Annotated in this window: 18 protein-coding genes; 11 read left to right on the top strand and 7 right to left on the bottom strand. The window is 45.7% G+C overall.

All coding sequences use genetic code 11. The features are described from left to right. Positions 1-24 precede the first annotated feature (24 nt). The 3 genes from BLW16_RS10780 (at position 25) to BLW16_RS10770 (ending at position 3,868) form a co-directional block, all read left to right on the top strand. Entirely contained in the window at positions 25-2,205 is a 2,181-nt protein-coding gene (locus BLW16_RS10780; protein ID WP_090556595.1) for a right-handed parallel beta-helix repeat-containing protein, read from the top strand. Further along, a complete protein-coding gene (locus BLW16_RS10775) occupies positions 2,205-2,840 on the top strand; it encodes a carbohydrate-binding family 9-like protein (protein WP_090556594.1) in 636 nt (211 codons plus the stop codon). Before BLW16_RS10780 ends, BLW16_RS10775 begins: the two co-directional genes overlap by 1 nt. Positions 2,841-2,959: 119 nt before the next feature. Further along, on the top strand, positions 2,960-3,868 hold the full coding sequence (locus tag BLW16_RS10770; RefSeq protein WP_090556845.1) for a class I SAM-dependent methyltransferase: 909 nt from the start codon (positions 2,960-2,962) through the stop codon (positions 3,866-3,868). A gap of 34 nt (positions 3,869-3,902) precedes the next feature. Here the strand turns inward: BLW16_RS10770 and BLW16_RS10765 are convergent, their stop codons facing one another. Then, on the bottom strand, positions 3,903-4,979 hold the full coding sequence (locus tag BLW16_RS10765; RefSeq protein ID WP_090556593.1) for a substrate-binding domain-containing protein: 1,077 nt from the start codon (positions 4,977-4,979) through the stop codon (positions 3,903-3,905). A gap of 291 nt (positions 4,980-5,270) precedes the next feature. Between BLW16_RS10765 and BLW16_RS10760 the strand changes: the two genes are divergently transcribed. Genes BLW16_RS10760 through BLW16_RS10740 form a run of 5 tightly spaced genes read left to right on the top strand, consistent with a single transcriptional unit; the run spans position 5,271 to position 12,767 of the window. After that, positions 5,271-8,435 carry a DUF5107 domain-containing protein gene (locus BLW16_RS10760; protein WP_090556592.1) on the top strand — a complete coding sequence of 1,055 codons (3,165 nt, stop codon included), beginning with the start codon at positions 5,271-5,273 and terminating at the stop codon, positions 8,433-8,435. Between the two features lie 4 nt (positions 8,436-8,439). Beyond that, positions 8,440-9,342 (top strand): phytanoyl-CoA dioxygenase family protein, encoded by a 903-nt coding sequence (locus tag BLW16_RS10755; RefSeq protein WP_090556591.1) that lies wholly within the window; start codon positions 8,440-8,442, stop codon positions 9,340-9,342. Positions 9,343-9,345: 3 nt separating this feature from the next. Beyond that, positions 9,346-10,185: a sugar phosphate isomerase/epimerase family protein gene (locus tag BLW16_RS10750; protein WP_090556590.1), complete on the top strand. Its 840-nt coding sequence runs from the start codon at positions 9,346-9,348 to the stop codon at positions 10,183-10,185. Continuing rightward, on the top strand, positions 10,175-11,473 hold the full coding sequence (locus BLW16_RS10745; protein WP_090556589.1) for a sugar MFS transporter: 1,299 nt from the start codon (positions 10,175-10,177) through the stop codon (positions 11,471-11,473). The genes BLW16_RS10750 and BLW16_RS10745 overlap by 11 nt, the downstream gene beginning before the upstream one ends. Continuing rightward, positions 11,409-12,767 (top strand): M28 family metallopeptidase, encoded by a 1,359-nt coding sequence (locus tag BLW16_RS10740; RefSeq protein ID WP_245735218.1) that lies wholly within the window; start codon positions 11,409-11,411, stop codon positions 12,765-12,767. Before BLW16_RS10745 ends, BLW16_RS10740 begins: the two co-directional genes overlap by 65 nt. Before the next feature lie 9 nt (positions 12,768-12,776). On the opposite strand, the gene BLW16_RS10735 is transcribed toward BLW16_RS10740, so the two are convergent. The 5 genes from BLW16_RS10735 to BLW16_RS10715 form a co-directional block, all read right to left on the bottom strand. Beyond that, complete coding sequence (locus BLW16_RS10735; protein WP_090556588.1) at positions 12,777-13,316, bottom strand: RNA polymerase sigma factor; 540 nt, start codon at positions 13,314-13,316, stop codon at positions 12,777-12,779. A 91-nt stretch (positions 13,317-13,407) separates the two neighbouring features. Beyond that, positions 13,408-14,664, bottom strand: a complete 1,257-nt coding sequence (locus tag BLW16_RS10730) for a YdcF family protein (protein ID WP_090556587.1) — start codon at positions 14,662-14,664, stop codon at positions 13,408-13,410. Between the two features lie 129 nt (positions 14,665-14,793). Next, positions 14,794-16,695, bottom strand: coding sequence for a SusD/RagB family nutrient-binding outer membrane lipoprotein (locus BLW16_RS10725; protein ID WP_090556586.1), 1,902 nt, complete (start codon positions 16,693-16,695; stop codon positions 14,794-14,796). An 18-nt stretch (positions 16,696-16,713) separates the two neighbouring features. Continuing rightward, a complete protein-coding gene (locus tag BLW16_RS10720) occupies positions 16,714-19,851 on the bottom strand; it encodes a SusC/RagA family TonB-linked outer membrane protein (RefSeq protein ID WP_090556585.1) in 3,138 nt (1,045 codons plus the stop codon). 35 nt (positions 19,852-19,886) lie between these two features. Then, positions 19,887-21,077 (bottom strand): ROK family transcriptional regulator, encoded by a 1,191-nt coding sequence (locus BLW16_RS10715; protein ID WP_090556584.1) that lies wholly within the window; start codon positions 21,075-21,077, stop codon positions 19,887-19,889. 216 nt (positions 21,078-21,293) lie between these two features. Between BLW16_RS10715 and BLW16_RS10710 the strand changes: the two genes are divergently transcribed. Together BLW16_RS10710 and BLW16_RS10705 are read left to right on the top strand one after the other, a co-directional pair. Continuing rightward, positions 21,294-21,659 carry a response regulator transcription factor gene (locus tag BLW16_RS10710; RefSeq protein ID WP_090556583.1) on the top strand — a complete coding sequence of 122 codons (366 nt, stop codon included), beginning with the start codon at positions 21,294-21,296 and terminating at the stop codon, positions 21,657-21,659. A gap of 86 nt (positions 21,660-21,745) precedes the next feature. Next, positions 21,746-22,105, top strand: a complete 360-nt coding sequence (locus BLW16_RS10705) for a response regulator (RefSeq protein ID WP_090556582.1) — start codon at positions 21,746-21,748, stop codon at positions 22,103-22,105. A gap of 30 nt (positions 22,106-22,135) precedes the next feature. Here the strand turns inward: BLW16_RS10705 and BLW16_RS10700 are convergent, their stop codons facing one another. After that, positions 22,136-22,999, bottom strand: a complete 864-nt coding sequence (locus BLW16_RS10700; RefSeq protein WP_090556581.1) for a helix-turn-helix domain-containing protein — start codon at positions 22,997-22,999, stop codon at positions 22,136-22,138. A 199-nt stretch (positions 23,000-23,198) separates the two neighbouring features. On the opposite strand from BLW16_RS10700, the gene hxlB reads away from it, so the two are divergent. Next, a complete protein-coding gene (gene hxlB / locus BLW16_RS10695; RefSeq protein ID WP_090556580.1) occupies positions 23,199-23,783 on the top strand; it encodes a 6-phospho-3-hexuloisomerase in 585 nt (194 codons plus the stop codon). The last annotated feature ends 7 nt before the right edge of the window (positions 23,784-23,790 follow it).

Raw genomic sequence — 23,790 nt, 5'->3', positions numbered from 1 at the left:
CCACTGAAAAAAATAGAAGAATAGATGAAAAAAGGCCTTTTTTTTAGTTTTGGGTTGCTGTGCATGCTGTTGTCAAACACTAGTTTTTCAACAGCTGCTGCGCAGGGCGTCACCAGGATCTTCGTTTCCCCCGGGGGAAGTGCCAACGCTTCAGGAAGCAAAAAAGATCCTCTGAACACCATTTCCGCAGCATTGGAAATGGCAGAAAAAGTCAGCCGCAAAAACCCCAGGTCAATGGAGATCCTGCTGCGTGAAGGAACCTATTTTCTGGACCGTACACTGGAAGTGGTGCAAGGCAAAACCTGGAATTCTTCTGTCCCTTTAACGATAGTTGCGTATAAAAAAGAAAAAGCTGTTTTACATGGCGGCAGCATCATTGCCCCTGAATTGCTCAAACCTGTGTCAGACAAAAACCTGGCGGCCCGTTTTCTGCCGGAGGCCCGTAGCCGCATCCGCCAGATCAGCCTGACAGATGCAGGTATTACCAACACCGGGAAGCTGCATGCTTTTGGCTTTTCCAGGCCCATGGCTCCGTCATGGCTGGAGATCTTTGTAAACAGCAAACCAGGAACGCTTGCCCGCTGGCCAAATGAAGGCACAGTGCTGATCAAGTCTGTACTCGATACAGGTTCCATCCCCCGATGGGGAGATAAAAGTAACCGTGGCGGAAAATTTACGTACGCAGCTACCAAAAGACCTTCCAGATGGAAGAATCCCGGCAAGGCATGGATCGCAGGGTACTTTATGTGGGGATATGCCGATGATGCCGCACAGCTGAAAAGCATAGATACCATTAAATCCGTTATCAGCACGCAAACCCCTTCTTATTATGGTTTTGGGAACGGTAAACCCTGGCGTGCCTGGTACGCCTATAACCTGCCTGAAGAAATTGACCTCCCCGGTGAATACTATGTAGATGTAGAAAGCAAAATGCTGTATTTCATGCCGCCGGATTCGCTGAAAAAAGTAGAGATATCAGTATTGGAAACACCAATGATGGCCATGGAAGGCATCAGCAACGTCAGCCTTAAAAACATTGATTTCAGCTGCAGCAGGGGAATGGGAATTTCGATGGAACGCACAACAGGTGTGCTGATCGACGGCTGTACATTTTCAAACCTCGGCATGATGGCCATCTATATGGGCAAGGGCATTCAGCCTGAAGACCCCACATCAAATGCCGGCGGAACACCGGCTTCAAGAACGGCAGGAAATATTGTTCAGTATGTGTATGAACACAGCACGTTCGACAGGGAAGCGGGAACAAAAAACGGGATCATCAACTGCGAAATATTCAATACCGGCAGCGGCGGTATCTATATGAGCGGAGGAAACCGCCTTACGCTGGAACCTGGGGATAACTATGTTGATAACTGTAAGGTGCATGATTTTACCAGAATCGAAAAGACCTACAGGCCAGGCATATGGATCACCGGAGTGGGCAACCGTATTTCACATTGCGATGTTTATAACTCTCCATCGGTAGGCATATTCCTGCACGGGAACAACCACCTGATCGAATACAATAACCTGCACCACCTGGATACAGATGCCGATGACATGGGCGCCTTATATTTCGGGCGTAACCCTTCAGAACTGGGAAACGTAACCCGGTATAATTACTTTCATGACATCGGCGGCGAACACAAGACCATGGCTATTTACCATGATGACGGCGCCTGCGGAATGCAGGTATATGATAATATTTTTTACAAGGCCGGCACCGTGGCCGGGTTTATTGGCGGCGGAAGGGACAATGTCTATACCAACAATATCTTTATCTACACAAAATTTGCAGCGCATATAGATGACAGGCTGAAGAACTGGGCCAGGGCCATGCTGCTGAAAGACGGCCTCTACCAGCAGCGGCTGGAAGCCGTAAATTTTAAACAGGCACCCTATTCGGTACAGTACCCAAACCTGGCGAAATACTGGGAGGATGATCCTGCAAGCCCTAAACGGAACACCTTTTCCAGGAACCTGCTGGTGAACATACAGCAGGTTGCAGAAGGCCAGCCAGAATGGCTGCCCTATCTGAATGATAATTACGAGACAAAAAAAGATCCCGGATTTAAAGATTATACCGAAAAAGATTTCCGCCTGAGCAGAAAATCTGAAGTATGGAAAAAGATCCCCGGATTCAGGGCTATCCCTTTAAAAAAGATTGGCTACCGCCCGGATCATCAAAAACATAAGGCAGGATAATGCTTGAAATCCCCTATTTGCAACCATACAGCCGGCATTCGGCCATTGAAGAACTTGCGCTGAGGCTGAAGGTGGAACCCTGGAATGCCATCACACACACTCCCTGGCAAAAACCTTATCCCAAACCGGAGGCATCATTCGCCATCGCACATGGAAATGATGCCGTGTTCCTCAAATACAGTGTAGAAGAGGAGACGCTGAGGTCTACCTATGTTCATCCGAATGACCCCGTGTACAACGACAGCTGTGTTGAATTTTTCATCGGCTTTGAGGGGGAACCGGGTTACTATAACTTTGAGTTTAACTGTGCCGGCACCTGTCTGGCAGGCTTTGGGGAAGGGAGGGAAAGACTGCTGCTGCCGGCAGAGAAAATACTGAAGATCAGGCAGCACTCCCTGGTCAGCAAAATGACCGGAGAAAATCTCATCCACTGGGAGCTTACGCTGATCATCCCACTGGAGGTATTTATCCATCACCAGCTGAAGGAGCTGTCAAAAATGAATGGGAAGGGCAACTTTTTTAAATGCGGCGATGGGTTGCCTAAACCCCATTACCTCAGCTGGACTGCCATAGCAGCACCGGAGCCGAATTTTCATTTGAGCGAATTTTTCGGGAACCTGTCATTCATGCCCTGAGCTTTTAAATTTCAATCCTGCACAGGCGAAATTAAATTGCTTGCCATTATGCTAATTTTTTTTTAATCTTGCTGAAATCTTCGTCACCTACAAGGACAATATATTCAAACAGAAATCAGATGTTTCAAGAAGAGAGCTACAATAAACACGGAGAGTGGTACAATACACATTTTCCTACTAAGGAGTCAAAAAAAGCCTTTTTTCAGAAATTTAAAGATGCAGATCAGAACACGATCAACAACTGGCTTCAGAAAATACTTTTTTCCTGTGTAGACCCGCTCCTGGTTACCCCCGGCTTAAGCTGGCTGACGGTAGGTGATGCCTATGGACTGGATGCACATTATATCCATTCCAACAGTGCCGGCCATACTGCTCATGCAAGCGACCTCAACAGTGACTTCCTTGATGTAGCCAGCAAAGAAGGTTTTGTGTCTGGTTTTTCTGCCGAGAATGCCGAAAAACTTTCTTTTGAGAACAACACTTTCGACTATGTGCTGTGTAAGGAATCTTACCACCACTTCCCCCGTCCCTATATGGCAGTGTACGAGATGCTGCGGGTGGCAAAAAAAGGAGTAGTCATTATTGAACCACAAGACCCAATCTCGAAGATGCCCGCATTGCTGTTCATCACCAATATACTGGCTGCCATTGGCGATAAGATGGTGGGCAAAGTCTGGAAGAACAGGTTTTCCTATGAGCCGGTGGGCAATTTTGTTTACAAAGTCTCGGAACGGGAGTTTGAGAAGCTGGCAGCCGGTATCAACCTGCCTTTCGTAGCTTTCAGAAGAATTAACCCCAACTTTTATTTTAAAGGTGCAGAAACGGCTAAGGCGACCGATGACAACAAACAGTTCCGCAAACTGAAGTTTAAGAAAAAGATATTTGACACACTGGTTAAGCTTGGAGTGATCTGCAGCCAGGCAGTAGGCACGATCATTTATAAAGAAATGCCTACAGCAGCAGAGATCCTGCAATTAGAAGCCGCAGGTTTTCACACTGTAAAAGTTCCCGGGAACCCATACCTGTAAAAACCCGGGACTTTATGCGGAGACAGGCAGGCTCCTAAAGCCTGTTGTACAGCATAGATTCGTCAATATAGTAATTGAGATTTTCTTTGGTCACGATATCCAAAGGCAGGAACTTTACTGCTGAGATCTCCTTTTTAAATACCAGGTGGTCTATCAGCTGGTTGATGCCCCAATAGCCCTGTCCTAAAGGATTCTGATTGATCAGGAAGCTGATCAGTCCTTTATTGAGATAGTAAAGGTTCTGAGGAATCAGATCATACCCTATGATTTTGATATGGGTAATAAATTTCTGCTCAAAATATTTTGCAATCTCATGTGCTTTAGAGGTGGTCACAAAGCAAAACTGTATCTGTGGATTACCTTCAAAAATGGTATCCAGCTGTTCTACAAATTTAGCATAGTTGCTCCTGTTGAGCTCGGCTTTGATGATCTCATAGTGATGGTTCAGGTTATTCTGCGCAAAGTAGTTCCTGAGGCCCTGCTCCTTTTTGGTAAGGTGGGCAGAGTTACTGATCTCCTCGTCAATATGCGCCACCAGGATAGAGGGGGGCTGCGGGTTTCCGAAATGGATCAGTTTACCGGCAACCATGCCGCTCTGATAAGAATCCTGCCCTATATAACTCAGGGGGTCAAACTCAGGAATCTGCGTATTGAATAGCACAAACGGTATTTCCTGCTCTTTCCAGATCTGGAAGAAAGGGATGACCTCCCGGTAAAACATGGGAGCAAGTAAGATCCCGTCCGGATTGGCCGCTGTAACCTCTTCTGCTTTTTTTACAAAGGAATCTGCATCATAAGGGTTGAAAATGAACAAACTTACTTCAACACCGTACTGCCTGGCCTCCCTGGCCGCCTTTTCAATTCCTGTTTTCGGATCATTCCAGTAACCATCTACTCCCGGATCCCCAATCAGGGCCGCAAAATGATATACCTTCTTGGTTCCCAATGCGCGGGCCATAAAATTGGGCTCGTAATTCATCTCTTCGATGATCTTCAGGATCTTTTCCCTGACCTTTTCTGAAACATTCCCCCTATCGTGCAACACCCGGTCAACAGTCCCCGTTGACACCTTCGCCTTGAGCGCAATATCCTTAATACGGATGTTCTTCATATTCAATTATATCATAAATGTTGCACAAATGTATTTAATTAGCCGACAAACAAAAAGGTATAGTCCTAAAACCCAAACCTGACCAATTAAATCTATATCGCGGTTAATATATCATAAAAAATGTATACGTATTACAAAAAAAATAAATTTTGATGGTTTAAATACAATTTAGACAGTTGTGTGCGTACACATTTATTTAACGTATTCCTTGCTTTTGAATATTTTGTTAATTATGTTTGATGATATCAAACCCGGAAATTCATTCCGCTGACAAAATAAAAATCTTAAACTATGGGAAACGACGTAAAGAATATTGAAAAAGCATTTATCAGGAAAGAACTGGTGGTGCTTGACACATATCCTTTTTCTGATCCCAGTCCGGTACCCGAGTTTGGCCGTTTATATCCCTATAACCGCTTTGACGGTTATACCTGCGAGTCCGTCAGCCAGGCCTGGGAAATGGTGGTGATGGAGAACAATTACATCAAACTGTGGATCAATCCATCCGTTGGCGGCAAAATATGGGGAGCCATAGAAAAGTCTACCGGTAAGGAATTCATCTATTTCAATCATTCGGCAAAATTCAGGGACGTGGCGATGCGCGGACCATGGACCTCAGGGGGAATGGAGGTCAATATGGGCATTATCGGGCACAGCCCCTCCTGCTCTGCTCCTGTGGATCATCACCTGTCAGAAAATACAGACGGGAGCGTCAGTTGCTTTATCGGCGCTACCGACTGGCCCTCACGTACGGAATGGCGCGTAGAGATCCGGCTGGCGAAAGATGCGGCGGCTTTCAGTACACGCAGCTGGTGGTATAACCACAACTGCCTTACACAGTCCTATTACCAGTGGAACAACGTAGGTATAAAAGTTTCCGGAAACCTGGAATATGTTTATCCGGGGAACAAAAGAATAGGGCATTACGGGAATGCCCAGACCTGGCCACTGGACGAAGAAGGAAGAAAAATATCCTTCTATGACCAGAACAACCATGGCGAATATAAATCTTACCATGTGGTTGGCTCCTATACCGACTTCTGGGGCTGCTACTGGCATGACGACCAGTTTGGTCTCGGGCACTCTTCTTCATACGATGACAAACCGGGAAAAAAAATATGGATCTGGGGCCTGTCACGCTATGGAATGATCTGGGAAGACCTGCTGACAGATACTGACGGCCAGTATAGCGAGGTGCAGTCTGGCAGGCTTTTTAACCAGAGCATCGCGTCCAGTTCTAAAACACCATTTAAACACCGCTCATTTTTACCTTATACCCTTAACAGCTGGGAAGAACAATGGTTCCCCATTAAGGACACCAAAGGTTTAACCTACGGCAATCAGCAGCTTTCTTTTTATCTCGAAGAACGGGAGGGCATGCAGTTCATGAACATCTGTGCCAATGAACCCCTGAGCCATCTCTTTAAACTGCAGCAAAACGGCCGTCAGATTCTGAATGAGCAGATTGAGCTGCAACCGATGCAGAACTGCAGTTTCGGATTACCCTACCCCGTTCAGATTGAACAGGCAATCGTATACCTGAATGACAGCATCATTTATAACGGCCCGGAAGCAAACCAGGCGCTGAGCCGCCCGGTGGAGACCGATGAGGCCTACGACTTTAACTCAGCCCAGGCTTTGTGTATACAGGCCAGGGAATGGGAAAGACAGCGTTTTCATGAACGGGCGATCCGTTATTATCAGTTATGCCTGGAGCAGGACCCTTTTTTCCTTGAAGCACTGACGGGACTTGCAGAACTTTATTTCAAACACCTGAAGTTTGAGGAAGCCTTAAAGCTGCTGATGACAGCACTGACGATAGATACTTATCACGGAGAGGCGAACTACCTGTATGCTTTAGTGAACGACCGGCTGGGCCGGATGGCAGATGCGAAGGACGGGTTTTCCATCGCGAGCCAGTCGCCCGAGTACAGGGTTCCCGCTTTTCTGGAACTCGCAAAGTTATTCCTTCGTGAAGGTCAGACAGCTAAAGCCCTTACCTATGTAAAAAAAGCAGACCAGAACGATAACCTTCAGGCCTCTTATCTGAACATCATCATCCACCGTTTAAAAGGAGACAGGGAGACTGCTGTAAAGCTTTGCAAAAAGGTATTAGCAAACGATCCCATTAATTATCTGGGCAGATTTGAACTGGCAACTGCCGGCAACATCTTGCCTATGCAACTCAGTACCAGCGAGCTTCCTTATGAAACCTATATTGAGCTGGCGATCTTCTATTACCGGTTAAATTTATATACAGATGCCATTAACTGTCTATCTGCCGCACCGGATTACGCGATGGTTCACCTGTGGAAAGCATACCTGTATCATGCCGCAGGCAGGATAACAGACAGCGCTAATTCCCTTTCCTATGCCGCCGGCCTGTCGGCCGATTTCGTTTTCCCCCATCGTGAAGAAGATGTAAAGATCCTGCGCTGGGTAGTAAGCAATCACCAGAGCTGGAAATTCAGCTATTACCTGGCGCTGGCCTGTATCCAGAACCTGAACACCGATGAAGCACTTGCACTGCTTGAAAGCTGTGGCAATGAACCAGATTCCTATCCTTTTTATAAGGTAAGGGCAGATCTTAAAAAAGGCGGCAACGAGGACGGCCGCCTCGCCGATCTGGAAAAGGCAGTGGAACATGCACCGGCAGAATGGAGAACAGCATATGATTTGTCGAGATATTTTGCAGAGCACCATGATTGGGCAGGGGCGCTGTCCGTCGCCGAAAGTGCAGGCAAAACACACCCGGACAATTATTACCTCGGCCTGCAGCTTGCAAAATGTTATATGCAGACCCAAAATTTTGAAAAAGGCATTTCATTAATGCAAAACATCAGGGTGCTGCCAAATGAAGGGGCCTCTGAAGGCAGAAACAGCTGGCGCGAAACCCATCTGCTTAGTGCATTGGCCGCGATAGATCAGAAAGAATGGAAAAAAGCAGTTTATCACATCGATGAAGCCAGAAAATGGCCCGAAAACATGGGCATTGGAAAACCCTACCATGTAGATGAAAGGCTGGAAGATTATATGCAGCTGATCTGTCTGGATAAAGCAGACACGGCAGCGCAGCAGGAACTGATACTGCGCATTGCACACTATAGAAAAGACGATTCCACTTCACCTTACGGATCAGCCGATTTTATCAGTATGGTTCTTTTAACCGCAGCCGGCGAAAATCAGGCAGCTGCAGAGCTGAGGCTGAACTGGCAGCAGCAAGACCCGGGCGACCTGGCCTTGAAATGGACCCTGGCCTGTATTCAGGGAAACACTAAGGACATTAAAAAATTATCGCTGCTGGAACCACCGGTAAGAGAAGCATTGCCCTATGAGATCCTGTTTGAAGACAGGCCATTTCCTTTTATCAAAAAACTGTACAGCAGGGGCCTGTTTAAAAAGTACTTACAATTCGTAACAATAGATCAATCAACCCTGGTATCAACAAAAACTTAAGAAAATGGAAACGAACCAACTCCAAGACCTTTCTGAATACCACCAGCTGGTATCGGATTTTTTCAAATGGCCAACCAGCAAAGCAGAATGGGAACAATATCGCCTGAGCGATGAGCAACTGGACTTCTTTAAGGAAAATGGTTATCTGAGCGGCATAAAACTATTAGAGGAATGGCAGGTAGACCAGCTGAATCACGACCTGATCAGAATGATGGACCCAAACCTGCCGGACCATACCCTCTTCCACCAATTCTTCTCCAACGCATCTGCAGACCCCAATTCGGTATTATTTCATGCGCTTGGCGCCTGGAGGATCACCCCCGGCTTTCATGATATCCTGTGGAACCCTGCATTTGTAATGGCAGCGAGCCAGTTACTGGGCAACAGGGCCGTACGTTTCTGGCATGATCAGCTCTTCTGCAAACCCGCTAAACATGGCGGTGTAGTGGCCTGGCATCAGGACTATTCTTACTGGACCCGGACAATTCCGCTGCAGCATTTAACCTGCTGGGTAGGACTGGATGATGCGACCACTGAGAATGGCTGTATGTATTACGTACCGAAAAGCCATAACTGGGGACTGCTGCAAAAACCGGAACTGGCGGGTGAAATGGAAGGCCTGATGGAATTTCTGACAGCCGAGCAAAAAGCTGCATTTAGTCCTGTGCCGATAGAATTAAAAAAGGGATACGGCACCTTTCACCATCCTTTGCTGGTACACGGGTCTTATGAAAACCGCTCTGACAGATCCAGAAGGGCATTCGTACTCAATATGTTTGCAGACGGAACCATTTCCGACACGGAGCAGACGCTGATGCCCGGAACCCCGGCGATACCGAAAGGTGAGAAAATAAGCGGGCAGTTTTTCCCGCTGCTGATTGATCCGCAGACAGAATTTGCAGTATAGACAATGGAAATATTATTTTTTTGCACACGCTGGGGCAGTGAGGAGCTGAAATGGGCAGATTTCTCGCGCAAGGTAAAGGATGCAGGTTTCGACGGAGTGGAAGCCAGTCTTCCTTTGCATCCCGGCGATCAGGAAAATATGATGGAGTCACTGTCAAAGTATGACCTGAAGTTAATCGGCCTGCACTGGGATACCGTGACCCACAATTTTGGCAGGCACAAAGCCGAGATGGAGCAGAGGTTATTTGCACTGGCAGCAATTGACCCGCTGTTCATCACTTCACATACGGGAAAAGACCACTTCAGCTTTGAGCAAAATATTGAATTGCTGTCGCGCGCCGAAGAGATCAGCCTCAGCACGGGAGTGCCTGTCTTACATGAAACCCACAGGGGAAAATTCAGCTTTGCGGTACATCAAACCAAACTGTTCCTGGAACGGCTGCCATGGTTAAAGCTTACGCTTGACATTTCGCACTGGTATACGGTAGCAGAAAGTTATTTACAGGATCAGCACGAAGCGCTTGAACTGGCATTGTTCCATACCTCGCATATCCATTCAAGGGTAGGTTTTACGCAGGGGCCGCAAATTACGGACCCCCGTTATCATGAATGGCAGGAAGCATTGCAGCATCATTTGATCTGCTGGGATAAAGTGCTCAATATTCAGAAAAATGAAGGCGCACAATTTTTTACCTTTACCTCAGAGTTTGGACCCTATCCCTATATGCCGTCTGCTATCGCGGCAAATGCCGTAGCGGGATGCCAGTGGGACCTGAACAACTATATGAAAGATCTGCTGAAAGGCAGATATACTAACCATTTAACCAAATATTATGCTGGCTGAAACCACTACCATCGAAGTATCTGCGAATAAAGGGCTGAATAAACAGATTGCCACTATCGGGGCTTTCTTTTTCATCTTTGGCTTTATTACCTGGGTAAATGGCACGCTGATCCCCTATCTCAGGATAGCCTGTGAACTGGAGGAATGGCAGGCATATCTGGTTACCTTCGCTTTCTATATATCTTATACAGTAATGGCTATTCCTTCCAGTAAATTACTGGAATACACCGGTATGGTGAAAGGTATGCGTGTAGGTCTGATGGTCATGGCCTTTGGCTGCGCACTGTTCATTCCGGCAGCGCTGATGCGCTTTTATCCCCTGTTTCTGCTTGGCCTCTTCATCGTTGGCACCGGCACTACCTTGCTTCAAACAGCAGTTAATCCCTATATTACCCTGCTGGGTCCTCCTGAAAAGGCAGCTCAGCGCATCAGTATGATGGGTATCTGCAATAAATTTGCCGGCGTACTGGCCCCGCTGATCTTAGGAGCCGTCATCCTCAACAATTCTGACGGATTGATCAGGGAACTTGAGCAAATGACTACAGCACAGCGAAATGTTCGTTTGGATAACCTTGCACATGCAGTGATCCTGCCTTATATTGTGATCGCCCTGATCCTGATGCTCATTGCATTTCTGATCAGATTTGCCCATTTACCTGAGATCAGCTCTTCAGCCGTAACATTTACAACAGCGGATAGCCCTAAACTCAGCGCCAGGCAAAGGATAAACTTCCTCCTGGGTTTTATCGCTACATTTTCTACAGTTGGCCTGGAAGTGATAGCCGGCGATACGATCGGCAACTACGGAATTTATCATGGTCTGTCATTAGATGTGGCCAAAAGCCTTACCTCTTATACCCTGGCAAGCACGATGGCCGGATATATCTTCGGGGTATATGCCATTCCGCGCTTCATTCCGCAGGAGAAAGCCTATCTCTATTCTGCCTGGTTTGGTGTACTGATCTCCCTGCTGGTCATATTTGTACCCGGGGCAACATCTATCGCCTTCGTGGCGTTACTAGGGTTAGCCAATGCTTTATTATGGCCGGCGATATGGCCACAGGCATTGAGGGGGCTCAGCGGCAAAATGCTGAACCGCGGCTCCGCGATCCTGATCATGGGAATTGCCGGCGGTGCCATCATGCCCCTGGTTTATGGAGCACTGGCCAGATACACCAACAACCAGTACGCTTATTTAATTTTAATACCTTGTTACTTCTTTAATGTTTACTATAGCCGCAGAGGGAAAAGACAAGCCGAAACACTACCTGAAAATCATGTTATATAACTCTCCCCTTCAAAAACTGACGCTCAGTATCCTGTGCCTTTCCACAGCACTAACTGTTACGGCGCAGGAAGTAAACTATGGCCGCAGTATTGTCAGGAAACTTGCTTCTCCCGAATTTAAGGGCCGCGGATATGTAGAGGACGGCGCAAAGAAGGCATCGGTATTCATCGCTGCTGAATTTGCAAAGGATGGCTTAACCCCTCTTAATTCCGGATCTTACTTCCAGGACTATCACCTTTCTGTAAACACCTTTCCGGGAAAAGTCATAGTTCAGCTGGATCAGGCTACCTTAAAAACTGCGGTCGATTATCTTGTCAGTGCCTCCAGCCCCTCCGTCAAAGGAACGTTTAAGGTGATCAGCATCAGCAGGGCGCAGCTCATCAGCGCCGGCTCTGCAGCAACATTAGCTGAAAGCGCCAAAGGTTCATTTATCTTGCTGGACAACAGACCCGAAAAGGAAGAAACACCGGAAGAGAGCAGCGAGATCAAAAAGAATATACAGCGATTGGAATATGATGAACAGCTGGATTTTAAGGGACTGATCATCTACACTACAGAAAAGCTTACCTGGACCACCTACACCTATCAATCGGTAAGACCCGTAATTACGGTGAACAAAAAAGATCTCGATCCGAAAAGTATACGCCAGATCAATGTTCAGATAGATGCCAGTTTGGTTGCAGATTATCAGCCCCGGAACGTAGGGGGCATGGTCAAAGGAACTGCCGTACCGGATTCCATGATCGTGATCACAGCACACTACGACCACCTGGGGATGATGGGCAGGAAGGTTTATTTTCCGGGGGCGAACGACAATGCCAGTGGCACGGCACTGATGATGACTATGGCCAGATATTATGGCAGCCATCCGGGCAAATACACGATGGTATTCATTGCCTTTTCAGGAGAAGAGATTGGGATGCTGGGATCTGAGGCCTTTGTTGAACACCCGCTGATCGATCTGAAAAAAATCAGATTCCTGACCAATTTCGACATGGCAGGCACCGGTGAGGAAGGAATCAGGGTAGTAAACGGAACGATATACAGGAACAGGTTCGATCAGCTGGTACAACTGAACGACAGGTACAAATTACTGCCCAAAGTTGATATCCGGGCTGAATCCTGCAACAGTGACCACTGCCGTTTTTACCAGCGTGGGGTTCCAAGTTTCTTCATCTACACCCAGGGGGGTATCAGGGCGTATCACGATGTGTATGACCGCGCAGAAACTTTACCGCTGACCGTATTTGACAATTATTTCAAACTAATGCAGAAATTTTTCGACCAGCTATAAGCAGACAGTTTATTTTAACAGAAAAAGGAATAAGGCAAATATTTCAGGATGATTTTCCTTTAATAGGATTCTCAATCGTTTTAGCGCTTCGGAAATATTATTACGTACGGTTTTCTCAGAGATATTCAAAAGGTCTGCGATCTCTCCGTTTTTCTTCCCTTCATTTTTACTGAGCTGGTAACACTGACGGGTTGTTTCCGGAAGCTTTTCCACGATCACATTGATCTGCTGATGCAGTTCACGTGCCATCGTATTTTCTTCGGCAGAATGATCAAGGGTATTCAGCCCTTCCAGTAAAAGACCTTCATTCTTCAGCTGGATATTTTTTCTGCGAAAAGCGGAAATCACCTGGTTCCTGGCAATTACATACAGATAGGGCTGTATCTCACGAATAGTGTGCAGGCTGTCCCTTTTCAGCCAGAGCTCCAGAAAGATTTCCTGTACCACATCTTTAGCATCCTCTAAATCCGGAAGACGCAGGTTCACTACTGCAAAAACACTTTTCTTATGTTCCTGATAGAATTTCTGAAATAAGTCTCTATCCATCATGATATTCGTCAGCCTCAGCTTTGGCACCAAAAGTAGGCTTATCGTATATTCATGGGATTACCCTAATGTTAAGAATATATTAAACACCCTTTTATGGATCCATTGGTTCATCAAAATCGATCTGCAGTGAAACTGCCAGGGGATAGATTTCGGCCTCGGTATCAGAAAACCTCTTCCCGTTTCTGTAAGGTAGATAACCCAGTTCCTTTTTAGACCTGCCGGGAACAATATCGGTAATGTAATAACTCTGGGAGGCTGCAGTTGAGGTAAGAAAGGGTTTATCCATAGGAAAACCGTACCTGAAGATCAGCCTTGCGCAGTTGCGCAGGTTGGTCGTGGTATGCCTGGCATGCGGCTCTACCAGTATGGCATGTTCAGGAATATGAAGTACCCCGACCATGAATTTTTTCATCTCCAGGGCTTCATTATATTTTGTCTTGAAGGGATGAACGCAGCCGCCTGACACCATAATATAGGGGGCAAGGCCGTCCTGGTACTGCAGGGCAGCAAGCCGGCACCTCAGCATTCCGCCCGCACTGAGCTCCGTGTCCCTTTCTTCGGGCCCGGCTCCGGGAACCAGGATCAGGGTATACCTGTACTGCTCCCACTTTATCTTTTTGGAGTAATCATAAGCCACTTTATTTACCGTTTCAGCTAAAGGTTCTTCATCTGCGGCACGGTTCCGTTCATTCATTTCCAGGCTGTGCAGCGCAAAAATCAGGGAAGGCGAAAAGAATAACCCTTCCTTTTTTGCTTCAGCAGCGGAAAGCCCGGTATTCAGTGCCATCAGCTCAGGGTAACTTTTGTCCCTGACGTTAAAACTGATAGAATCTATCTGCGCGTAATTCGGCTTTTGTCCTTCAGCGTACACACTGATCGTATAGTTAACTGCTTTCGCATCCTGTTCCCAAACGCGGGTCAGCATTTCGCGGCCGCTCATTTCAGCATACAAAGAATAACATCCTGAAGGAATCAGGTGATTTGCCACCAGTTTTCCCAGCTCATTATCTGCCCGGTATAACTCACCAAGCCTTGCTCCTACGTTTCTGATTTCTTCGTCGGTAAATTTCGCTGCACGGATATAACAGCCCACATCCTTCCCGCAGCTTTTTACAGCATCAGCAAAGCCGGCCTGTTTGCCGGAACCTATTTTAGATAATACCGGATCGCTTACCAGCATCTTCTTCAATTCCGGGACCTGGTTGAACAGGGTCAGCAGGTAGTAATTCTTGGACTGAACATAATTTCCACCGCTGATGAGCTTATACTTAGGATCAGGCTGTGATTTTTGGGCAAACCCATGCACGGATAAAAACAGTAAAGCAGTGAATAAAAATACCTTGTTCATTTGTTAAAATTATACTGCAAAGCTATTAAACAATAAGTTAAGTTAATATGAACTAATCTGTATTTGATTGGAGTAAAAAAAAAGCGAATGGCTGCTCGGGCCATTCGCTTCTCAACAGTTCATTTTATACTATTTCTGAGCCCACCACAATGGCGTCAGAACAGCATCCTGCCCGCCCAATGCACTCACAGCCTGACCGTAACCAGTTGAATTGGCATTCGGTAAACTTGAAGGATATTTCAGGCGTTGCGGAAAAAACTTTACGCTGCTGGTCATATAGGTTGCATCCGTTAATGCCGGCAATGTGGTAATAGGAAGTTCGGTAACCGGGTTTTCAAAGAAAGGCAGCCCTAACCTTCTATGGTCATTCCAGGTTTCTAAAGGTAACCATGGAGTTTGGGCAATGAATTTCTGAGTGATGATCTTTGTCAGGTGATCATTTTTTACCGTTCCGTTTTTGTAAAGATCATTTTTTGGATAAGCTACGGTTGTGCTGCCTGCAGCACCGGTGATGCCGTCCTCGTAGTTCATCACGCGGGATGTTGGTTCAGCAGTGTGGTTCCAGCTCACCGAAGTTCCAACCCTGTTATAATCCTGAGATGTCAGGTAAGTACCTAAGGCTATGCCCCAGTATTCAAAACTTTTGGCAATACCGGTTTCATAGGCAGTCTGTGCTGTAACCGGAGTTGCCCATCCTCTTTCTGCACCTTCTGCCAACAGGAAGTAAGTTTCCCATGGCCCAAAAAACAACCTCTTTTGGGTACTGTTTCTGAATTGGTTATTGATACGCGGCATAGTGCCACCATAATTCACTAACTGGTTCATCGGGTCTTTTGCACCCCAGTTACCGTCAGTTTTAGCATTCCAGGTATAAGCGGCATCAACTTCTTTTACAGTTGCTCCGGCTGCATTTCTAAGCAGTCTTTTAGTGATCTTATCATAGTCGCCATTCTGTTTCGGATAGTTGGTATTATTAATATCGCCGGGAATACTAAACAATACATAGGCACGCGGGTCAATCGTGAACGGTAATCCGTTGAACCAGTATCCCGCCGCAGGATCATTCGTTTTAGTGCTGAACTGATCGGGATATCTCTGGCCTAACCAGTTTGCAGGTTTAATATAAGGCTGAAAGCTGCCCGCCAGCTGTGATTGGGTCTGGATACCGCCCAGACCAACGAATAAATTATTCAGTGTAGCAGAAAGCGGCTGTGTATCCCATGATCTGGTCATTACCCCTGTAAGCGCACTCCAGCCATCTACTTCCTGTACCTGGAAGCTTTCCGTTTGAAGGGTGATAAAATCGTTTGTTGCAGCGGCGGCTTCAAATTCTGATTTCGCTTTAGCGGCATCCACTTCAGATAAACGCATTGCCAGACGCAAACGCATAGAGTTCGCGTATTTTTTCCACATGGCATATTTGTAGCCGTAAGCAGGATCCTGTTTATCCAGGCCGGACGGATTGGCTACTGCCATGTCCAGTTTCGAACTGGCATCCTTTAATTCATCCAGTATATAATAATAAACCGTTTTAACATCTGAAAAATCGGGATTAACACCTTCAAAACCTTTAACAGGGATGGGGCCAAAGTTGTCTGACATTTCACTCATCAGATAGGCTCTCCAGATCCTGGCTACCTGGATCAGGTTATTGGTATATGTTTTGGACGTTCCCGCCTCGATTTGTTTATTACCAATCTGTATGGCCGTATTTGCGGAGTTCAGCCATCCTGATACCTGGTTGTAATAGGCGCCGGACCAGCCGTCATTATAGTCGGCCCATGAGATCACGCCGCCGTCCACATCAGCGGCCTGCCGGCCTGCCGGTTTCCAGTAAAGTACAAAAGATCTTTCTGCAACATCCGGGTTCATCTGGGCTTCAACAATAGAGTTATTGATAAAATATTCAACCTGCACCTGCTCATCATTTGCAGCAGTAGGATTTACATTTACTTCATCGAATTTTTTACAGGATACCATTATCAGGGTTGCTGTAAGGACAACGCATGATTTTTTAAATATTGAGTTCATGATATGGTTATATTATGATTAAAAGCCTAAGGTTAAGTTGAATGAGAACGTACGCGTGGTTGGGGGGCTGGAGTTTTCAAATCCTACAGCATTTCCGCCTGTTGCAAAAACCGACTCAGGATCGATGCCATTCAGGTGGCTGGTGATTAACCAGACATTGTTACAGGACACTCCGATCTTCGCCCGCTGAACGAACGTTTTAGCCAATAGTTTCGGAGAAATGTTATAACTCAGGTTAACGTTTCTTAAACGGATATTGGTTGCATCATACAGGTTGGCCTCGGTAATTCCCAGGTTACCAACTCCGGCAACAGCTGACCAGTATTGCTGAGGACTTACTGCATGCGTATTTGCTTCATAGGTATTGCTGGCGGTATTTAACACAGCACCTGCGGCAACCATATTATCTCTCAGCCCATTCACAACCGTATTATTGGCTGTACCGTTTTCCTGCATCTGCGCCAGTGTGCCAGAGAAGATCTTTCCACCAAAACGTCCGTCAACCAAAAACGACAGGTTAAATCCTTTATAGCCAAATGTGTTGGTAATACCAATCAGGGCATCTGCCTGCTGGTTTCCTAATTTCACATTCTGCTCGCCTCTCTGAGGAAGACCATTGGCATCCAGGAGCAGCTGCCCGTCTAAAGCACTGCCCGGGCTATTTACCCGTAAAAATTTACTTCCGTAGATTTCTCCGTATTTTCCTCCGGCAACAGCCAGGATACTGATGTCGTCATATCCTCCAAGTCTGTACTGACTTACATCACCGCTCAGATACTTTACGGTATTGTCATTATGTGAATAGTTTGCAGAAAGGTTCCAGTTCAGTGAATTCGGATTGCTGAGGATATTTGCATCCACCATCAGCTCCACACCTTTATTCTGAATATTTCCGGCATTGATCTTTTTTGATGAATAACCACTCAGCGGGTCTAATGGAAGGTCAATCAGCTGGTTGGTTGCATTGGATTTATAAAATGAAAGATCAAAGCCAAAGCGGCCGTTCAGGAAACGCATTTCAGCGCCTGCTTCAAATGATTTGATCAGTTCATTCACCACATTCTCATCGAACAATACGCCATTTCTGCTGGCTGTAGTATTTCCGTTAGGGTCTTTCCCAATATTATACGTGTTGTACAATTGATATGCGCCCAAATCATTACCCACAGTAGCGTATGAAGCTCGCAGTTTGGCAAAACTTAACCAGGTTGGCAATGTTTTACCCATTTTTGTAAACATCTCAGTAACCACATAAGATAAACTGACAGATGGATAAAAGAAAGAACGGTTGGACGGGCTCAAAGTAGAGCTCCAGTCATTTCTGAATGTACCATCCAGGAATAAATAACCATCCCAGTTCAGCTGCGCCGTACCGTACACTGAATTGATCTTTTTACGTCTGTAAGTCTGTGAAACAGTGGGGCTGTTTATACCATTATTGAGGGAGAATAAGTTTGGCACGACCAGCTGGCCTGAGCTGGAACCCAGGATACTGTTTTCCTGTGACATCAGGTTACCGCCCGCAGAGAACGCTCCGCCCAAACGGCCGAAAACATTGTCTTTACGGCCGGAGATCAAAGCACTAAAGTTAGTTTCTGTAAAAGTTTCCTTGCTCAGGCTGTACTGACCTGTTGCTGAAGAAGGACTTCCTCCGTATAACTTACCCTCAACAGTAGTGCTGTAGCTGTCGGCACCGCCTTTGAGCTCTGCATTCAGCCAGCTGTTAAAATTATATTTTACAGACCCGTTCATCACATATCTGTCACGAACATCCTGGTTCAGGTTATACTGTTTGGCCCAGTAAGGGTTGAGGTCGGTACTGGTCGGATTATACCAGATCATTTTACCGTCTCTGTCCGTAGATGGATTAAACTGCGTAATGTCCAGGGATCTTGGAAGATTATATAATGTAGCAAACACGTTGTTCACATTTGCCCCGTTGTTTGGCCTGTTCTCTGCCTTCGAGTTGGTATATTGTATTTTAGTATCCGTTACCCACCTGTCATCCTTACCAAATTTGCTGGTTGCCCTGGCCAGCAGGTTAGTTCTGTGCAGTTCTGCACCCGGGATAATACTTTTATCATCAAGCTTATTAAATGAGGTATAGACCGAGGTAGAATTTACCTGTTGCTGGAAAGAAACGCTTTGATTGGAACTGATCCCCTGATCAACATAGTTACCGATGTTATCATACGACCGGAGCGGGCCGTCGCCATTCCATGCAGCTACCGACTGACCGCTGATTTTAGGTCCCCAGCTTAAATCAGAAACTTTATCAAAAACACCATTGGTGCCCTGACCAAAGTCGCCCTGTAATTTAGGATTAGTAAAAACGCTTTCAATGCCTAAAGTAGAGGATACCGTTATTCCGAGTCCTTTTTGTAATTTCCCACTTTTGGTGGTCACCATAATCACACCATTACCGGCTCTTGAACCGTATAGCGCTGATGCAGATGGGCCTTTTAACACGGAAATACTCTCGATATCTTCAGGGTTGATATCCGAAAGACCATTTCCCATATCTATTGCCGGGTTATAGTAATCATTGTTCAGCACACCGCTTGAAGGATTGATGTTCCCTGTAAAGTTATTCAGCGGAATACCATCAACAACAATAAGCGGCTGGTTATCACCCGTCAGTGAATTATTCCCCCTCAGGGTGATCTTTGATGATCCCGCAGGCCCGTTACTCGAACGCGTAACCTGTAATCCCGCTACTTTACCGGAAAGCGTGTTCACCAGGTTCGGTTCACGTGTCTCAACCAGGGTGCTGCCTTTCACTTCCTGTACGGCATAACCCAGGGATTTCTTTTCCCGCTGGATTCCGAGTGCCGTCACAACAACCTCAGACAGGTCATTTTTATCTTCCAGCAATACCACATTTACGATACCCGATGTGCCAACTGCTGTTTCCTGTATTTTGAAGCCCAGGTACCTGAATACCAATACGGCATTTGCAGGCGCTGATATGGAGAACCTGCCGGTCCCGTCAGTATTGGTACCCAGTTTTGTACCTTTTACCATTACACTTACCGCAGGAAGGGGATCGCCTCCGGCATCTTTCACCGTTCCTGTTACTGTCTTTTGTGCATAGGTGCTCATTGTCAAGAGGCTTAACAATAGGACACAAAAACACCTCACGTAGATTTTTTTCATGTTGATTATGTTTAGTTGTTTTATGGTTGGAATGTTTATTCGAATTTGTGGTTCTCGATTACTAAAGCAGCAGCTGCAAGGAGTTGTGCACGATCAGTCAGCTCTGAAAGAACAACAGAGGTTTGATTTGCCATCCTTGGAATACAAAACTGGTTGATCGCTTGTTGAATAGGTGGCAGCAGCAATTTACCGGCAATTGCCCCGCGTCCGCTCAGTACAATGCATTCGGGGTTCATGATGTGGATGAGCGTAGCCAATCCCTTCCCTAACGCGAATGCAGCATCAGAAAGGATGGAAACAGCCAGCGGATCATGGTTACGTGCTGCAAGCAGGAACTGCTCTCCGATATCTTTGCCCCTGTCTTTAAAAAGCTCGGTCATGCTTGACGCTGCGCCTTCGGCAATTTCAGATTTTGCCCTCTCGGTCATGACTAACAGTGAGGTTTCTACCTCCAGACAGCCTCTTCTGCCGCAGGAGCATAAGTTATTTTTATTGGAGAGCGGAATATGACTGAACTCCCCGGCGTACCCACCCTTGCCCCTGTAGAGCTGTCCGTTTAAAATCATGCCCAAGCCGGTACCCCAGCCTATATTAGCAACAAGGACGTCACTCATGCCGGCAGCCACTCCAAACCTGGATTCGGCCATAGCAATCAGGCTCGAATCATTGTCTATGAACACCGGTATGCCCAGTTCCTCAGCTAAATATTTACGCAGATTGACATCCTTTTTTGGTTTCAGGTAAGAATAGTTGGCTCCTTCTTCAATACTGATAAAACCGGGCATGCCCAAACCTAAACCTATCAGGTTGTCTATTTGAATACCGGATGTATGAATGTTCTCCCGGATAAAATCAATGAGTTTATCTGCAGAATCAGGATCATCTGCGATCAAAAGATCAATAGACTTTACCGGTATAACTTCATTATTGGCCAAATCATACATCACCAGCCGTGTGACCAGCTGATCAACTGCAACAGAAACAATATATTTTTGCTTGTCCGGATTTAAATGGAATTGGGAAGCCCTTCTTCCGCCAGTTGAAGGTGCAAGCCCCTCTTCAACAACATACCCGTCATCTACTAAGCCACCAATCGCCTTGGTTACCAATGAAAGGCTCTTTTTAGTGACTTTACATAGCTCGGTCAGAGAAAGAGGATGCTTATAATAAAGTTCCTTTATTAACAGAATTCTTAAATTCCTGCCATTTTCGGTAGTGATGTTCATTAATTGAGAGAGTTAATACTTCAAACATAAAAAATAAACTGAAACTTTAATAAAAAAAATGAAAAGTATTTTAAAGTTTTAATAAAAAAATCAAATGTATAGAGTTGTTGCATCATTTTTTATTTATCAACCGCTGTTTAAAATTGGGTAGTTAAAAAAACAAAACTATTTTTTTCTGTTTCCGTTGTCATTCATCAATGACCATATAATGAAACGATGAAGAAGTATATACATGTAGTGGAGGACAATGAAGATATCAGGTATATTGTAGAATTTTTTCTGCTGGATTTTGACTATGAAGTGCAGTCGTCAGCCAACGTAAAGGACTTTTTAGCCAATATGAAGAATCCCCTGCCAGACCTCTACCTGGTTGACGTAATGCTTCCCGACGGAAATGGATTAGAGATCTGCAGCTACATCAAAAACAATGACCTCAGCAAACATATCCCTGTTATTATTATGTCTGCACATTCAAACGAAGACGAAATCAGAAAGGAATCCGCGGCCGATGACTTTATCAGTAAGCCATTCGACCTGAACCACCTGGTAGCCCGCATAGAAAAGCACCTTCAGGCTTCTTAGTTCTCCTCTAAAGAACACGCAGTATAATAACACTGCATATTATTTTTATACACTAATTTTTATTTAACAATACTTATATTTGAAACATGTCCAAATTAATACAGATTATAGAAGACGATGAAGCTATCCGGGATGTAATAGAATACCTTTTACAGCAGTCGGATTATGAAGTGACCGTAGCTGCAAATGCCAGAGAATTTAAAATAAACCTGTTCAATACCTTGCCTGACCTGCTGCTGATGGACGTCCGCCTTCCGGATGGTAACGGATTGCAATTGTGCCGAAAACTGAAACAGAACATCGATACCAGACATATTCCGGTAATCATCATGTCTGCCCATGCAACAGCAAAAGAAAGCAGTAAAGAGGCGCTCGCGGATGACTTTATAGCTAAACCTTTTGACCTGGATGATCTTCTAAAGCTAATTGAAAAACACCTGGCTTAACAGCGTTCCTTTTTCATTCGGGCCTGATTCCTATTCAACCAAAGTATTGAATTTAGACTCGATATGGCTCTTTGCCTGTTTCTGGAAATCTTCAGGTGAAGACCCGGTTTGCTTTTTAAAGAACCTGCTGAAATAAGGGCGGTCACTAAACCCAAGGTCATAGGCGATTTCTTTTAAGGTGTTTTCGCTGTGAATGATCTTCCGCTTTGCTTCCAGGATAATCCGGTCATGGATCAGCTGCATGGCAGTTTTATCAAGTTTTTCTTTCAGGATCTGGTTAAGCCGCTTGGAACTGATCCCGAGCACATCCGCATAAAAGTCAGCATTACGCTCCTGCTGATAATTTCCTTCCAGCAATATCATAAACTCATATACCCTTTTCTGGTTCACATCCTGTGCCGTGAAAACATGTTCTTTGATCCTGATCAGTTTCAGCAGGAATACCTTTAGTAACGCTTTCAGGATAACGTAACTGTCGGGCTGCGCGCTGTATTCTTCTTCGAGCAACAGGTAAATCTTACGCAGTTCAGCCGCATTATCTGCGCTTAAGGGAAGACAGGAAAATTCTCCCTGAATGTTAAAGATCTTGAAAATGTCCAGGTAGAACTCTTTGTCCTCTTCCTCCAGGAAATCCCTTTTAAAAGAAAGCAGAATACCATTTTTACCTGCTTTATTCAACTGGTGTACGCGGTATGGCGGAATCAGATAGATCCAGTCGCCCTTTCCCTGCTCCTCCTCATCCTTAACAGCATGTAACGGAAATTCATTTTGTAACCATACGATTTCAAAGAAATCCTTACTGCCGGGATCATTCAGATAACTCGGAGGACAATGTTCCAGGTTTCTGATATAGATCAATGATTTTTCTAATCCCAAGGTTGTATGCGTTTCCATTATTCAAATATACTTTTTCCTGATACAGGGCATTGGACTATCTGGAAATTGAGCTGTACTTATTTCCAAAACCCATTTTTTTATGGCATTCCTGTGATCTTCTGTCGCCTGTGTTTCCTGATTGTCCCACATAATGCGCATATAGTATAACGTACAGGCAGCAGAGCAGGGTACCTTTGACGCAGATTAAAGAAAGTATATGAATACACCCGTTCAAAAGGAAACCGCTGCCGGACTGAAAACAAATCTCGGACTGATCCTGGAAGAGAACCTGAAACTGGCAGAGCAGCTTGATTTTGATCAGATTGCCTTACTCCTTCCTTATATTCAACATGCAGAACGCATCTTTCTGATTGGTGCAGGCCGCTCCGGTCTGGCTTTACGTTCAGCAGCTATGCGGCTGATGCACTTTGGCCTGACAGTTTTTGTTGCCGGTGAAACTACTACTCCTGCCATCAGGAAAGGAGACCTGCTCATTGCCGCTTCGGGATCCGGTACAACCAGCACGATCGTTAAAGCTGCAGAAAAAGCAGTTGCTGCCGGTGCTGTCGTGATTGCAATGTCCACTACGGCCGACTCGCCACTGGCGGCCTTATCAGCCCTTACACTGATCCTGCCTGCGGCACAGAAACAGGATCACGGAAAAACTATCTCTGCCCAATATGCAGGAAGTTTATTCGAACAGGCAGTACTGCTGCTGAACGATGCCATTTTTCAAACCCTCTGGGCTGCCGATGGCACTCCGGCTGAAGAGTTGTGGAAAAGACATGCCAACCTTGAATAACAAAACC

It is taken from the genome of Pedobacter hartonius (assembly GCF_900107535.1).
Lineage (GTDB): Bacteria > Bacteroidota > Bacteroidia > Sphingobacteriales > Sphingobacteriaceae > Pedobacter > Pedobacter hartonius.
Note: the sequence above shows the minus strand (reverse complement) of the source record. Positions and strands in the feature narration are given on the sequence as shown.